Below are 15,387 nucleotides of genomic sequence, written 5' to 3' on the forward strand. Positions count from 1 at the left end.
TTCAACGAATACAGCATGAAGCGGTGCATTCGGCTTCCAAGTGTAGAGCATGAGTCGTGCCAAGCTCTGTCAGAGATCATAACGCCCCGCAGACGCAGGCGATCAACAGTTTAGCGGTTGCCCTGTAACAGTTTTTTGTACGGATCTCCGAATGAATTGCGGCTGAGTCGTTCGGGAATCCGAATGGATTCGTTCAAGCAGGGCTCAGTCCTATCTAATTAACACCTTGTCCCAGGCCGTTCGAGGCTTGCTGTTCGCTTCTCAAGAATAGAGAGGCACCCTATGAACGATACCCCTGAGCAGGCTGTTCACGAACTTCCCTCCGACTCAATAGATGCGTTGATCGCCAAGCAGTTACCCGATTGGCTGAAAAATGCCCCCGGTGATGCGCTCGAGGAGCTACATCTTGCGTTGATTGGGCAGCAGCAAAGTGCCGAACGATTGAAACGGCTGCTGAGTGGTCTCCCCGAGCTGGCAGCGTTTTGCGCACCGCTGTTGGAGCAAGCCCTTACCCAGAAATACAACTTCCATGTCGATGTAAGGTCGGCGCAGCTGTGTACAGTGGTACGCAAGTTTTATCCAAGCATTTTTCCTCTGCCCCCTTTGGAGATCACGGTGCGCACAGACTCAGTGCCACTGCTGTCTGCGGCAATGCACAACTTTGCTGCAGATGAAATTGTCGCCAGGCCGCGTGTCCGCCGGCGGGTAGAGGCTGCATCAGGCACCTTGCTGCCCATTTCGTTTGCGTTGTTCGCCAAGCTTTGCCGTCAGCTGGACTTAGGCGGCAACTATCAAAGGGTATTGCGTGAGCACTTGCTGCCGGCTGACAAGGAGGGCGGCACCCCAGGGCATGCTCGGCGAGAGATCGAGATAGTGTTTGAAGAGGCGCAGCGCACGGCATTGGATGCTGCGGTACGTATCGCCTTTTTCAAAGCAGACATTGATGAGCGCAGCTATCTACAGATGCTCAGAGTTGTCGCGCCAAAGCCGATCGTAGCTGCCGACACCACGGTGCTTGTCTGTAGGCAGCTGTTCGTGCTTGGTAAATGTGTCAAAGGGGTGGTGGTGGTCGAAACGCGTGACCACAGAGATGCTGCCCCTAGCGGTCTAATCGTTTGGATTCCTGGCGATGCTGACAAGCCGGTTCGGCAGTATGCCTCCTGGGCCGCACTCTATGCAGATTTGGGACAGCGCTTGCGTGAGTCGAGTTATGAGACGTTTTTTATGCGTTTCATTGGCGAGCGCGAGCGTATGGACTTCAGTGCCAAACTTGAGCGTCTTCGGGCCAAGACCGCGACAGGCACCGCACTTGAACTCGATGGTCGCCATTTTCCCCTAGACCAACCGTTGTTTGCTCATCTTCGAGCCTTGTACATCGACAAGATATTCGACGATGCCAGGGTGCTGGTGGTGCCCACAGACGATGAAGATGCCGCCAGCCGACGTCGGCGCCTGGCCAACTATGAAAATACCGGCCTGGCGCTGTTGGGCTTGGCCGGGCTATTCATACCTGTACTGGGCGAGCTGATGCTGGGTGTTGCAGCGTTTCAGGTCGCCGACGAAGTCTACGAAGGCTATCAGGATTGGCGGCTAGGCGACCGTGAGGCTGCCCTGGGTCATGTGTTTGCGGTTGCGCAAAACCTGGCGCTGGGAGCGGCGGTGGGGGTCGGGGTGACCTTTTTGCGCAAATTGACCCCTGTGTTAGTTGAGAGTGGGCGATTGAAACTGTGCTCGTTTGACATGACGCCTTACCAGGTCGACCAATCTCTGGGCCTGTCGCCGGGGCAGGGCGAGAGTTACCTGGGACGAACTCAAGTGCAATTCCACGAGGGCACCTTCCAGATGGCGCGTTCGCAAAACGGCAAGGATTTGGTGATCCGCCATCCAAAGCGCGATGGTGCATACAGGCCGTTGCTTGAACGCAATGGCAGTGGTGGGTGGCGTCATGCGCTGGAGCTGCCTCAGGAATGGACAGGTGAACTGCAATTGTTGCGTCGGCTGGCAGCAGCATTTTTTGACATGAAGCCGGAACAGGCAACAGCGGTACTCGATTGCACAGGTTTTGACGAGGAGCGGCTGCGCCAATTGCATGTGGAGCACGCCCCGGCGCCTGCTCGGCTACTGGATGCGTATGATCGCCATCACCTGCACGCCCTCCATCCCGCCATGGAGGCGGATGCATTCGAGCTGCTGGTCGCTGCGGCCCAAGAGGTGGAGGAAGTTGAAGATGCATTGATCCGACGATCATTTCCTGGGCTTTCGGTGCGAGGGGCAAAGGAGATACGCAAGCAGGTCGACAATCTGCACCTTGAACAACTGCGCTCCAGCGGGCGCGTACCGTTGGTGATGGCTGAGAGAATTCGCTGGTTCCTGCATGACAGTCGGCTGGATCGTGCATGCGCCGGTTTGCGTCAGCAGCAGGCGATCAATGGCGATACTGAAAGGCTGGCGATCGGCTTGGTCCATGAGCTTGCTCCCTGGCCAGATAGGCTGCGTATCGAACTTCGTGTTGGTTCAACGCAGGGCCTCTTGCAGGGGCAGGTGGGCTCAGGGGTGGCACAACAAACCCGTTACATCGTGCGGGAAGGGCACGGCTACAGCGTTCATGACGCTACCGTAGACTCCCGCCGTCCGGCAACACCCAGCAACAGCCTGATGCACGCTCTTCTTCTGTGCATGAGCGATGAGCAGAAAGTGCGCCTAGGCAATGCCATGCTGGACGATCAGCAATTGACCGACCGGCTGGCGGGGCACGCGCGAGTTCACCGTGACTTGGCATCGAGGCTCATAGGGCAGACGCCTATCGCCGGTGGTGTTCGCCCCCCCTTGCGCTTTGCCGATGGTCGGCTCGGCTACCCGCTCAGTGGGCGGGGCGAAACCCGAACCGCGGCTGCCAGGCGCGGAATTCTGCAAGTATTCCCAACCCTCGACGATACGCAATTGCAGCGGTACATGCTCAATTTGACTGCCCAAGGTGTTGATCCGTGGACTCACTACCAAGCGTTGCATGAGCAATGGATGGCATTGAGCGAAGCGCTGACGACTTGGCAGTCCGATTATGGAAACGTATTGGATCTTCTCAGGCGCAGCAGGGTGGCCAGCGCTATCAGGCGCTGCTGGCGGCGCAAGTTGCGACTGCGGATGGATGGCAGCTATGAGCTGGAAATCCGTGGCGAGCGTGTAGCAAGCCTGCCTGACTTGCCTTCAGACATTACCTTCAACCATGTGACACGCCTGGCGTTGCTCGATATGGATCTGGAGACTGTCGATGCTGATTTTCTCGGGCGTTTTCCGAACCTTACGGAGCTCTATCTGAGCAGCAATCGGCTGGTGTCTATCCCGTCGGGTGTAGAGCAATTGACCGAGCTTCGCATTTTACGCCTCGATAACAACCAGATAGTGATGACGCCAGCGGACAGCCAACGGCTCAGTACGTTGTTGCATTTGGAGATACTTGGGCTCAATTACAACCCGTTGCGAGATGCACCGCAGGTGAGGCACTTACTCAACTTGCGTTGGGTACAGATGCGTGGGGCGGCCATTACAGAGCTGCCAGCTGAGGTTCAGCAGTTGCCTTGGCGAGGCATTGCCGATCTGCGAGAGAACCAGATTCGCGAAGTCAATCGCGACCTTCAGGGGCTGCAGGCCCGCTTGCGGCAAATGGCACTGCACGACAATCCATTGAATGAGGCCAGTGAGGCTCTGCTGAATGAACAACCGGCTCCATCGACTGCGTCTGGTCATGCTGTTCAACACAGTCCTTATTATCGGCATCACCTGATTCTGCAAGCTGAGATGTCTAGATGGCTGGTAGGTTCGTCCTCAGCATTGCGCGCTGAGCGCGAAGCGTTATGGAGTAACCTGCGCAGTGAGCCTGGAGCGAATGACTTTTTCCGCTTTTTGCGTGATTTCGCACGATCTTCTGATTATCTGAAACATCCCGCGTACTACCGGGCAAGGGTGTGGAACATCATCGAGGCATGCGAGCAAAATGGCGAGTTGCGCGAGCTATTGTTCGAACAGGCGGGCGGAATGGCCACCTGTGAGGACAGGCTGCTATGGCTACTCAGCCAGATGGAAATCCGTGTACTGGTTCATCGCGAGATGGCAGGTTTGGCCCAGATGCAGAGTGAGGCCGCTTTGATAAGGCTTGGGCGTTCGCTGTTTCGCTTGCAGCAGGTGGACAGGATTGCTGCACGTAAACTGAAGTGGCTGAGGGAGGTGAACGCGAACGAGCCGCGCAACCTGGAGCGGATCGACGACATCGAAACTTACCTGGCATACCGAACAAGGCTGGCCACGCGGCTGAAGTTGCCAGCTCAACCGCTGCGTATGCACTTTGAGGATCATTCTTTTGTGACGGCGGAAGATATCGACAGTGCCAGGGTCGAAATTCTTTCTGCGGAATCCACCGAGCAACTGGTGCAATCGCTGGCAGATCAGCCCTTCTGGCAGGATTACCTGCGACAGATCTATTTCTTGCAATTCAGAGCATTGGTCGATGCTCAGCAGCAAACGCTGGAGCAGTACGCATTACAAGTGGAGAGTAATCAGATTGATGAGAACACGTACCTGGAGCGGTGTAATGAGTTAAAGCAGCAGTTGGAAACGCAGGAAACCGCACTCATCAAGCGTTTGACGGTAGAGGCGTATGCGCGTTGGCCCTTGTAAGGTGCTCAGGTATTGACGCAGCACGTCGCGATAGGCGAAGCGCTGCGTCAATTCCCGTCAGGCAGCGCGGATCCCCGCGCTGTGATCTGCTACTTGCTTCAGGTAATCGACCAGCGCCTGTTGCTCCGCCGTAGAGGTGAACAGGCCCAGCTTGGTGCGGCGCCAAAGAATATCTTCGGCAGTCACGGCCCATTCTTGGTTGCGTAGGTAGTCTACCTCGCGTGTGAACAAGCCGCCGCCGATCGTCTGGCCCAGGTCAGCCGGCCCTTGAGTATCTTCCAGCAGCCGCCATACGCGGCTGCCATAGGTGCTTGCCCAACGTTTGGCGATGTCCACAGGCAGCCAGTCATGGTGTGCGAGGAGGGAATCGACCAGGGCTTGTGTTTCGGTCATGTTCTCGCCGCCGGGCAGGGGGCTCTCGGCGGTCCAGCTTTCGCGCATCTGAGTGAAGAAGGGCTTGAGTTCGGTCATGGCCGACTCAGCCAGTTTACGGTAGGTGGTAAGCTTGCCGCCAAATACTGACAGCAGTGGCGCCAGGCCTTCACTGGCGGACAACGCTAGGGTGTAGTCACGGGTCACTGCCGAAGGGTTATCCGATTCGTCATTGCACAGCGGGCGCACGCCGGAGTAGGTGTGCAGGATGTCGGCACGGCTGAGTTGGTGGTTGAAATGCTGGTTCACCACCTTTAGCAGGTAGTCGGTTTCGGCTTCGGTGATTTTCACTTGCGCCGGATCGCCGCTGTATTCACGGTCGGTGGTGCCGATCAGGGTGAAACGCCCGAGGTAGGGGATAGCGAAAACAATGCGCTGATCTTCATTCTGCAGGATGTAGGCGTGCTCGCCTTCGTATAGGCGCGGCACGATGATGTGGCTGCCTTGAATCAAGCGGATACCGTATGGCGCATCGAGCTTGAGATCGTCTTTGATGAAGCTGGCGACCCAGGGGCCTGCGGCATTGACCAAGGCGCGGGCGCGGATGGTCCGCAGGCTGCCATCGGCGTGCTGCAATTCAACTTGCCACAGGCCATCGATGCGCTCGGCACGCAGGCAGCGGGTGCGGGTATGAATATCGGCGCCTTTTTCACGCGCAGCCATGGCGTTGAGTACCACCAGGCGCGCATCGTCGACGGCGCAGTCGGCATATTCGAAACCGCGGGTGATGGCCGGATTGAGCGGGTTGCCAGGGCCAAAGCGCAGGCTGCGCGAAGCGCCCAGGCGTTTACGCTTGCCCAGGTGATCGTAAAGGAACAGGCCGGCGCGAATCATCCAGGCCGGGCGCAGGTGCGGGCGATGAGGCAGGACGAAACGCATCGGCTTGACGATATGCGGCGCCTTGGCCAGCAACACTTCACGCTCGGCCAAGGCCTCACGCACCAGGCGAAACTCGTAGTGCTCCAGGTAACGCAAGCCGCCATGGATCAGTTTGCTGCTGGCGGAGGAGGTATGCTGGGCCAGATCGTCCTTTTCGCAAAGGAACACTTTCAGGCCACGTCCGGCTGCATCGGCGGCAATGCCCACGCCATTGATACCGCCACCGATCACGGCAAGATCGTAGCAGTCGGCGAGGGTAGGCTGGGACGAAACGGGCTGGGACACGGGCAGGCCTCCTGAAGGCTGTTCACATCGAATATGAACATCAATGTTCGTTTCCGAAAATACTAGCGCAACAGAACGGCTATCGCCAGTCAGTCTTCATAGAAAAAACTGATCAGATGACAAGAAAGTGAACATTTATGAACATTTGCGACGAGCGTGCTTGAGCCCAGGATCTTGGGGCCGCAAAGCGGCCCCAACGCCGCTCACACCACTTCGAGGCGAATCTTGTGCTGGGCCAGTAACTGGTTCAACGCGGGGGAGGGGGGCTGGTCGGTCACCAGGCAGTCGACCAGGTTGATCGAACCCAGGCGGACCATGGCATTGCGTCCGTACTTGCTGGAGTCGGCGGCGAGGATGACCTGGCGTGCATTGGCGATGATCGCCTGGGATACGCGCACTTCCTGGTAATCGAAATCGAGCAGGCTGCCATCTTCATCGATACCGCTGATGCCCACCAGGGCGAAGTCGACCTTGAACTGGTTGATGAAGTCGACGCTGGCCTGACCGACCACCCCCCCATCGCGGCGCACCGTGCCGCCGGCCACCAAGACTTCGAAATCGTCCTTGGTGCTGAGGATCGAGGCGACGTGCAGGTTATTGGTGATGACCTTGAGGTGGTTGTGATTGAGCAGCGCGCGGGCGATCGATTCGGTGGTGGTGCCGATATTGATGAACACCGAAGCGTGATCGGGAATCTGCAGGGCCACGGCTTCAGCGATACGCTGTTTCTCATCGCGCATCTGGTCTGCGCGCATGGCGTAGGCCGTGTTCTCGATGCTTGAGTCGTACGCCGCACCACCGTGGTAACGGCGCAGCAGGTTGATCTCGGCCAGTTGGTTGATGTCGCGGCGGATGGTTTGCGGGGTAACGACGAACAACTGCGCCATTTCTTCGATACTGACGTAGCCGCGTTCGCGCACCAGTTCGAGGATTTGTTGTTGGCGGGGGGGCAGATTCATGGGCGGTCCTTTGGGGCTGCCGGACAAATGCTGCAATGATGCCGTAGGAAAGGGATGACGGCCAGCAAAGGAAGCTCGCCCAGGTCATCGCGGGCCAGCCCGCTCCCACGTGTTCAGCATAAGCGCACGTGGGAGCGGGCTTGCCCCGCGATTGGTCGATGAAGGCTGAATCAGGCCTCGTGATCTTCCCAATCACGGGTACGCTCGATGGCTTTCTTCCAGCCAGCATAGAGCTTCTCTTTCTGCGTCTCATCCAGCTGTGGGCTGAATTCGCGCTCGATGATCGCCTTGTCGCGCAACTCGTCCAGGCCGCTCCAGAAACCGCATGCCAGGCCCGCCAGGTAAGCGGCGCCCAGGGCGGTGGTCTCGCGCATCTGCGGCCGCTCGACACAGGTGCCGAGGATATCGGCCTGGAACTGCATGAGGAAGTTGTTGGCCACCGCGCCGCCGTCCACGCGCAGCTCGCTCAGGCGCTGGCCGCAGTCTTGCTGCATGGCGTCGAGCACGTCGCGGGTTTGGTAGGCGATCGACTCGAGCGCTGCGCGGATGATGTGATCGACCTTGACTCCACGGGTCAGGCCGAACAACGCGCCACGGGCATACGGATCCCAGTACGGCGCGCCCAGGCCGGTAAAGGCCGGTACCAGGTAGACGCCGTTGCTGTCCTTGACCTTGCTGGCAAAGTACTCGGTGTCCAGCGCATCGTTGACGATCTTCAGTTCGTCACGCAGCCACTGAACGGTCGAGCCGCCATTGAAGACCGCGCCCTCCAGCGCATAGGCCACTTCGCCGCGCGGGCCGCAGGCGATGGTGGTGAGCAGGCCATGCGACGAGGTCACGGCTTTGTCGCCCGTGTTCATCAGCAGGAAACAGCCGGTGCCGTAGGTGTTCTTGGCCTGACCGGCCTCCACGCACATCTGGCCGAACAACGCCGACTGCTGGTCACCAGCGATACCGGCGATGTCGATGCCGCTCTTGGTCTGGCCGTAGACCTCGGAGGAGGAGCGCACCTGCGGCAGCATCTGGCGCGGTACGCCGAGCAGTTGCAGGAGTTTCTCGTCCCATTGCAGGGTATGGATGTTGAACATCAAGGTGCGCGAGGCGTTGGTGTAGTCGGTGACATGCACCTTGCCGCCGGAGAATTTCCAGATCAGCCAGGTATCGACAGTGCCGAACAGCAACTCGCCACGCTCGGCGCGCTCGCGTACACCTTCGACGTTATCCAGGATCCATTTGAGCTTGGTGCCAGAAAAGTACGGGTCGGTGACCAGGCCGGTGGTCTCGCGGATATAGCTTTCATGGCCGTCGCGCTTGAGCTGGGCGCAGATCTCGGTGCTGCGTCGGCACTGCCAGACGATAGCGTTGTAGACCGGGCGGCCGGTTTCCTTGTCCCAGACCACGGTGGTTTCGCGCTGGTTGGTGATGCCGATTGCAGCGACCTGGGCGTGACTGATACCCGCCTGGGCCAGGGCCTCGACCATGGTCGCGCTCTGGGTGGCGAAGATTTCCATTGGGTCGTGCTCGACCCAGCCGGCCTGTGGGTAGTGCTGGGCGAACTCGCGCTGGGAGGTGCCGACCACATTGGCGTCACGGTCGAAAATGATGGCCCGCGAACTGGTGGTGCCCTGGTCCAGGGCGATGATGTAGTTCTTGTCCTGGGTGTCTGTCATGTCGGTGGCCTTGCACAAAAAGGGTTAGGTCAGGCTGGCCGGGGAATCGGCCCGGCATGCGTTTAGGTGTCCGAATCAGGACACCTGCGCATCGCTCTGGGGATTATCGTCTGTTTGCAGGTTCGCGGTTTGCGCCATCGGCAAATTGCGCGCGATCAGGCCGCGGTAAACCGCCGCGCCCAGGCATGCGCCCACGATCGGTGCGAACACCGGAACCAGGAAATAGGGAATGTCGCGCCCGCCGGTAAAGGCGATTTCGCCCCAGCCAGCGAGGAAAGTCATCAGTTTTGGGCCGAAATCTCGGGCAGGGTTCATCGCAAAGCCGGTGAGCGGGCCCATGGCACTGCCAATAACCGCAATCAGTAGGCCGATCAGCAGTGGCGCCATCGCCCCGCGGGGCAGGCCGTTGTTGTCATCGGTCAGGGCCATGATCACCGCCATGAGAATGGCCGTGATGATCATTTCGACCAAAAATGCCTGGCCGATCGACAGGGCTGGATGGGCATAGGTGGAGAACACCGAGGCCAGTTCCAGGCTTGCCTCGCTGCCACGCAACATGGCGTGGGCCTGTTCGAAATCGAAGAACAGAGTGCTGTACAGGGTGTAGACCAGGGCGGCGCCGCAGAAGGCGCCACAGACCTGAGCAAGGATATAGAAGGGCAGTTTGCGCTTGTCGAAGCCCGCGAACAGGCTCAAGGCAATGCTCACCGCTGGGTTCAAGTGCGCGCCGGAAACCCCGGCGGTGAGGTAGATCGCCATGCTCACGCCGACCCCCCAGATGATGCTGATTTCCCACAGGCCGAAGCTGGCGCCAGCGACCTTGAGCGCAGCGACGCAACCTGTGCCGAAAAAGATAAGTAGGGCCGTGCCCAGGAATTCGGCCATGCATTGGCCGGAAAGCGTTGGTTCGCGTAGAGCAGTCGTCATGTATGACCTCGGTTCTTGTTGTTGTGAGGCGCAAGGCGCTCGACAGCAAGGCCCAGAGTCGATCCCCATTGACCCCGGGCGGATAAGCGAAAGCGCACCTTAAAAGTGCACCATTTATTCAGAAACGAAAAAATATAGGCAAGAAACGCTCATGTCAAAGGTCGAAAGTGAACGGTCAGCCATAATCTGACTAACTGCAACAAGAGTGACTATTCCGATAACTCGCCGCGATCTGGCGACAGACTGGCTGGCTCAAGCCTTTTCACCTAAAGTAGCCGCCGACCTGTACTTGCTCGGAGCCCTGCATGACCCCCGCTCTCGATCTGCTGAAAAAGGCCCGCGCCGAACACCGCGTGCACAGCTATGAACATGATCCCAAATCTGCTTCTTATGGCCTGGAAGCGGCGGAAAAGCTTGGGCTAGACCCGGTGCAGGTATTCAAGACACTACTGGCCAGCAGCGAGAAAGGTGAGTTATTGGTGGCGGTGGTGCCGGTGGGTGGCACCTTGGACCTCAAAGCGTTGGCGCAGGCGGCCCGGGTCAAGAAGTGCGAGATGGCTGATCCGGCTGCGGCACAGCGGGCCACCGGATACCTGGTTGGCGGGATCAGCCCGTTGGGGCAGAAGAAGCGTTTGCGCACGTTTATCGATCAATCAGCGCAACAGTTCGAAACGATTCACGTCAGTGCTGGGCGGCGTGGGTTGGAGGTGGAGCTGGCTGCAGCAGTGCTGGCTGAGCATACCCAAGGCACCTTTGCCGAGATTGGCCGGGGCTAGTCATGGATAACGGCCTGCTGCGCAGGCCATTGCAGGCAAAGCCAGCTGCTCCTATAGGCTCAGCGTTGTAAGGAGCGGCTTGTCAGGTTGCCGAGCTGTAGCGGCGAACGCCATTCTCCTGACGTGGCAACTGCGCCGCGACACTGCCAGGCACAGCGAACAACACCAGGTGATCGGCCTTCACTGCAATCCCCACATCCTGGCCGACCTGATGATCGACATGGCTGGGGAAAATCGCCTCGAGCTGGCTACCGGTAGCCAGTTGCAGGCGGTACAAGGTCGACGCACCGAGGAAGCTCTTGCCGACGATGCTCGCGCGCAGTTCGCTGTCTGGCGCATGGACGATGTCGTCCGGGCGCAGCAGCACGTCCACCGAGCTGCCCGGCGCCATGATATAGGCACGGTTGCCGCACAGTTCGCCCAGTTCAGTATTGACTGCCTCATGGCTGATCATCTGGCCACGGATGAAGTAGCCCTGGCCGATGAAGCTGGCAACGAAGGGCGTCTGCGGTTCGTGGTAGAGGTTGTAGGGCGTGTCCCACTGCTCCAGGCGACCTTCCTTGAACACTCCGACCTGATCGCTGACGGCGAATGCCTCTTCCTGGTCATGGGTGACCAGAATGGCGCTGGTGCCGCGGCTTTTGAGAATGTCGCGCACTTCATGGCTCAGGCGCCGACGCAGTTCGACGTCGAGGTTGGAAAAAGGCTCATCGAGCAGCAGCAATTGCGGCTCAGGGGCCAACGCGCGGGCCAGGGCCACGCGCTGTTGCTGGCCACCGGACAACTCATGCGGATAGCGCCCACCGAGGCCACCGAGCTTGACCAGCTCGAGCATCTCCTCGACCACTTCACCCTGGCGCGGGTGCTTGCCAATGCCGAAGGCAATGTTCTGCGCCACGGTCAGGTGGGGGAACAGCGCGTAGTCCTGGAACACCATGCCGATCCGGCGTTTTTCCGGCGACAGGGTAAAGCCTGCGCGCGAGATCACTTCGCCCGCGAGCTGGATCTCACCCTCGTGCACTGGCTCGAAGCCGGCAATGGCACGCAGGGTGGTGGTCTTGCCGCAACCCGAGGACCCCAGCAGGCAACCGATGTCGCCTGCATTGAGGTGCAAGTTGAGGTTCTGGACGATGCGCTGGTTGCCATAGCCGCAGGCCAGGTTGCGCAGGTTAAGCAGTAGCGGTTGACTCATGCGTGGTGGTAAGCCGGTTCGACAAGGAATTCGAGAAGGGCCTTCTGCGCATGCAGGCGGTTTTCAGCCTGGTCCCAAGCGACCGAACGCGGGTCGTCGAGCAGGTCCTGGCTGATTTCCTCGCCACGGTGGGCGGGCAGGCAATGCATGAACAGGGCATCGGGTGCTGCCAGGTCGAGCAGTTCGCGGGTGACCTGGTAAGGCGCGAAATGCGCCAGGCGCCGTGCAGTTTCCTCTTCTTGGCCCATGGAAGTCCAGACATCGGTAGTTACCAGGTGCGCGCCAGCGACGGCTTGCTTGGGATCACGAACGATCTGCACACGCTCGCCGGCCAATGCCAGCAAGCGTGGATCGGGCTCGTAGCCCTCGGGACAGGCGATGCGCAGCTGGAAGTCGAACTGCTGGGCGGCTTCGATATAGGAGTTGCACATGTTGTAGCCATCGCCGATCCAGGCCACGGTCTTGCCCTGGATCGAGCCGCGGTGCTCCAGATAGGTTTGCATGTCGGCCAGCAGTTGGCAGGGGTGCGACTCATCGGACAGGCCATTGATCACCGGCACCCGCGAATGTGCGGCGAACTCGGTGAGGATGCTGTGGTGATGGGTACGGATCATCACAGCATCGAGCATGCGCGACATGACGATGGCGCTATCGGAAATCGGCTCGCCACGGCCCAGTTGAGTGTCACGAGGCGACAGGAAGATAGCCTGGCCGCCGAGCTGGATCATGCCGGCTTCGAACGACAGGCGGGTACGGGTCGATGATTTTTCGAAAATCATCCCAAGCACGCGGTTCTTCAGCGGCTCGAACAGCACGCCGCGACTACGCAGGTCCTTCAGCTCGATGCCTCGACGGATCACGCCGAGCAATTCGTCAGCAGTGAAATCCATCAGGGAGAGAAAGTGCCTAGCGCTCATGATTGACTACCTTATCTGCAACGGTTTGCAGGTCGACCGTATGGTTTTATTGACAACGGGAGTGACCTGCGGCGTAAGCCGCACGGGGCGGACGAAATAGGGGAAAGGCGCAATACTATAATTAAATGTCGCCTGAAACCAAGAGGGGAAACCGCGTCTCTGTATCAACGGGTGTCGTAACCCTCTGGTGGGTACTGTTTTTTATTTACTACAGGGGTTGTACACGGGGCGCGGGGGCGTTGGCAAACCCTGTGTCGCGAATCGTATGCCTGATGGCGTGCGATTCACGCGGCAAAGCCGGCTGGCGAGAGGTTGAGGGTGGGCGCATAGTCGAAGGCTCACAACAACAAGGCAGAGGCGACCATGTCCACGACCCTGCATCACCGAGCCTGTCACCTGTGCGAGGCCATTTGCGGCCTGAACATCGAGATTGCCCATGAAAGCGACGGCCAGGCGCGCATTGCCTCGATCAAGGGCGACCCTCAGGATCCGTTCAGCCGTGGCCATATCTGCCCCAAGGCGGTAGCGCTGCAGGATATCCAGCAAGACCCTGACCGCCTGCGCCAGCCGCACAGGCGTGTGGGCGAACGCTGGGAGCCCATCGGCTGGGACCAGGCGTTTGCCTTGGCCGCCGACAAACTGTGGGACATCCAGCAACGTCATGGGCGCAATGCGGTGGGCGTGTACCAGGGCAACCCCAGCGTGCACAACTACGGCTTGATGACCCACAGCAATTACTTCCTCGGCCTGCTGAAGACGCGCAATCGCTTTTCGGCCACTTCGGTGGACCAGTTGCCTCAGCACCTGACCAGCTTTCTGATGTACGGCCACGGCCTGTTGCTGCCGATCCCGGATATCGACCACACCGATTACATGCTGATTCTGGGGGGGAATCCGCTGGCCTCCAACGGCAGCATCATGACCGTGCCGGATGTTGAGAAACGCTTGAAGGCCTTACGGGCGCGGGGCGGGCGGCTTGTGGTGGTCGACCCTCGACGCAGCGAAACAGCCAACATGGCTGATCGGCATCTGTTCATTCGTCCAGGCGGTGACGCCGCGTTGCTGTGCGGCCTGCTCAATACCCTGTTCAGCGAAGATCTGGCCAAGGGCTCGCATTTGCCGGTCAATGGCCTGGAGCAGGTACGCCAGGCGATTGCGCCGTTCAGCGCTGAGCGCATGAGCCCATTGTGCGGGGTAGCCGCCGAGCAGATTCGCCTGCTGGCGCGTGAGTTCGCTGGCGCCGGGCGGGCCGTCTGTTACGGGCGCATGGGCGTCTCGACCCAGGCCTTTGGCAGCTTGTGCCATTGGCTGGTACAGGTGATCAACCTGGTCACCGGCAATCTTGACCGCCAGGGCGGGGCGTTGTGCACCGAACCTGCGGTGGATCTGGTCGCCAGTACCGCCGGTGGGCACTTCAATGCCTGGCAGAGTCGCGTGTCTGGCTTGCCTGAGTATGGCGGTGAGTTACCGGTGGCAGCCTTGGCAGAAGAGCTGCTCGAGCCTGGCGAGGGGCAGGTGCGGGCCTTGGTAACGGTAGCCGGCAACCCGGTGTTGTCCACGCCCAATGGCCGACAGCTGGACCAGGCGCTGGCGGGCCTAGAGTTCATGCTTAGCATCGATCTGTATATCAACGAGACTACCCGCCATGCCGACCTGATCCTGCCGTCCACCTCGGCGTTGGAGAACGATCACTACGACACTACCTTCAACCTGCTGGCCGTGCGTAACGTTACGCGCTTCAACCGGGCGATCCTGGCCAAGCCTGAGGGCGCACTGCACGACTGGGAGATCTTCGTCGGCCTGGCCAAGGCCTTCGCTGAGCGCGCGGGTGTGGAGCTCAAGCCGACCTTGCCGCCCGCCCAGATGATCGATCTGGCTTTGCGTAAAGGCCGTCATGGTGAGGGCTCGCCATGGCGCTTGTCGTTGGAAACCCTCGATCAGTTTCCTCACGGGCTCGACCTCGGGCCGTTACAGCCGAACCTGGCGGCGCGTTTGCGCACCCCCAGCCAGGCCGTCGAAGCGGCGCCGCAGTTGCTACTGGACGATCTGCGCCGGTTGGCTGAGCAGGTGCCACCGGCGGTTGACGAGCTGCTGTTGATAGGACGTCGACATGTGCGCAGCAACAACTCCTGGATGCATAACTTCCACCGCTTGGTTAAAGGCAAGCCACGTCATCAGTTACTGATGCACCCGCAGGACCTCGCCCAGCGGCAGCTCACGGACGGTCAATGGGTGCGGATCCGTTCGCGGACTGGGGTCGTCGAGGTTCAGGTGCAATCGAGTGAGGAAATGATGCCGGGCGTGGTCAGCTTGCCACATGGTTATGGGCATGGCCGTCAGGGCGTGCAGCTGCACATCGCCGGGGCGCAGCCTGGAGTGAGTGCCAATGACCTGACCGATGAGCATTTGCGCGATGCAGTGTCGGGCAATGCAGCGTTGAATGGGGTGCCGGTGAAGGTGGAGGCGGCTTGATTCTTCTGCTATCGGGTTGGCTCTTCTGTTAGCTAACGTGGGTGCACGTGGGAGCGGGCTAGCCCCGCGATAGCGTTGTTTGCGATGACGCTATCGCGGGGCAAGCCCGCTCCCACATTGCTAGGCGTTGCTAGGCGTTGCTAAAGACTGAACCGTCCACAAATGCTGCCCTAACTGCTCCAACTCAGGTGCTGTAAGGTCTACGAG

At 59.7% G+C, this 15,387-nt stretch carries 9 protein-coding genes; 3 read left to right on the forward strand and 6 right to left on the reverse strand.

Annotated features, from left to right (window positions below):
- Window positions 1-282 precede the first annotated feature (282 nt).
- Window positions 283-4,671, forward strand: a complete 4,389-nt coding sequence (locus tag OIU19_RS19015) for an NEL-type E3 ubiquitin ligase domain-containing protein (protein WP_264236323.1) — start codon at window positions 283-285, stop codon at window positions 4,669-4,671.
- Between the two features lie 57 nt (window positions 4,672-4,728).
- Here the strand turns inward: OIU19_RS19015 and glpD are convergent, their stop codons facing one another.
- From glpD to OIU19_RS19035, 4 genes are all read right to left on the reverse strand, one after another.
- The gene (gene glpD / locus OIU19_RS19020; protein ID WP_264236324.1) at window positions 4,729-6,267 is read right to left on the reverse strand and encodes a glycerol-3-phosphate dehydrogenase; all 1,539 of its coding nucleotides are present in this window, start codon (window positions 6,265-6,267) and stop codon (window positions 4,729-4,731) included.
- Window positions 6,268-6,470: 203 nt separating this feature from the next.
- Window positions 6,471-7,226 (reverse strand): DeoR/GlpR family transcriptional regulator, encoded by a 756-nt coding sequence (locus OIU19_RS19025; RefSeq protein ID WP_264236325.1) that lies wholly within the window; start codon window positions 7,224-7,226, stop codon window positions 6,471-6,473.
- A gap of 170 nt (window positions 7,227-7,396) precedes the next feature.
- Window positions 7,397-8,896 carry a glycerol kinase GlpK gene (gene glpK, locus OIU19_RS19030; protein ID WP_186556200.1) on the reverse strand — a complete coding sequence of 500 codons (1,500 nt, stop codon included), beginning with the start codon at window positions 8,894-8,896 and terminating at the stop codon, window positions 7,397-7,399.
- Between the two features lie 75 nt (window positions 8,897-8,971).
- The gene (locus OIU19_RS19035; protein ID WP_264236326.1) at window positions 8,972-9,823 is read right to left on the reverse strand and encodes an MIP/aquaporin family protein; all 852 of its coding nucleotides are present in this window, start codon (window positions 9,821-9,823) and stop codon (window positions 8,972-8,974) included.
- Between the two features lie 305 nt (window positions 9,824-10,128).
- Between OIU19_RS19035 and ybaK the strand changes: the two genes are divergently transcribed.
- Window positions 10,129-10,599, forward strand: coding sequence for a Cys-tRNA(Pro) deacylase (gene ybaK / locus OIU19_RS19040; protein ID WP_264236327.1), 471 nt, complete (start codon window positions 10,129-10,131; stop codon window positions 10,597-10,599).
- 82 nt (window positions 10,600-10,681) lie between these two features.
- On the opposite strand, the gene OIU19_RS19045 is transcribed toward ybaK, so the two are convergent.
- Both OIU19_RS19045 and argF read right to left on the reverse strand, forming a co-directional pair.
- A complete protein-coding gene (locus OIU19_RS19045; RefSeq protein ID WP_186556203.1) occupies window positions 10,682-11,791 on the reverse strand; it encodes an ABC transporter ATP-binding protein in 1,110 nt (369 codons plus the stop codon).
- The gene (gene argF / locus OIU19_RS19050; RefSeq protein ID WP_264236328.1) at window positions 11,788-12,708 is read right to left on the reverse strand and encodes an ornithine carbamoyltransferase; all 921 of its coding nucleotides are present in this window, start codon (window positions 12,706-12,708) and stop codon (window positions 11,788-11,790) included. The genes OIU19_RS19045 and argF overlap by 4 nt, the downstream gene beginning before the upstream one ends.
- A gap of 363 nt (window positions 12,709-13,071) precedes the next feature.
- Between argF and OIU19_RS19055 the strand changes: the two genes are divergently transcribed.
- Window positions 13,072-15,180 carry a molybdopterin oxidoreductase family protein gene (locus tag OIU19_RS19055; RefSeq protein ID WP_264236329.1) on the forward strand — a complete coding sequence of 703 codons (2,109 nt, stop codon included), beginning with the start codon at window positions 13,072-13,074 and terminating at the stop codon, window positions 15,178-15,180.
- The last annotated feature ends 207 nt before the right edge of the window (window positions 15,181-15,387 follow it).

This window comes from Pseudomonas sp. BT-42-2 (assembly GCF_025847435.2).
In the GTDB taxonomy this organism is placed as follows: domain Bacteria; phylum Pseudomonadota; class Gammaproteobacteria; order Pseudomonadales; family Pseudomonadaceae; genus Aquipseudomonas; species Aquipseudomonas urmiensis.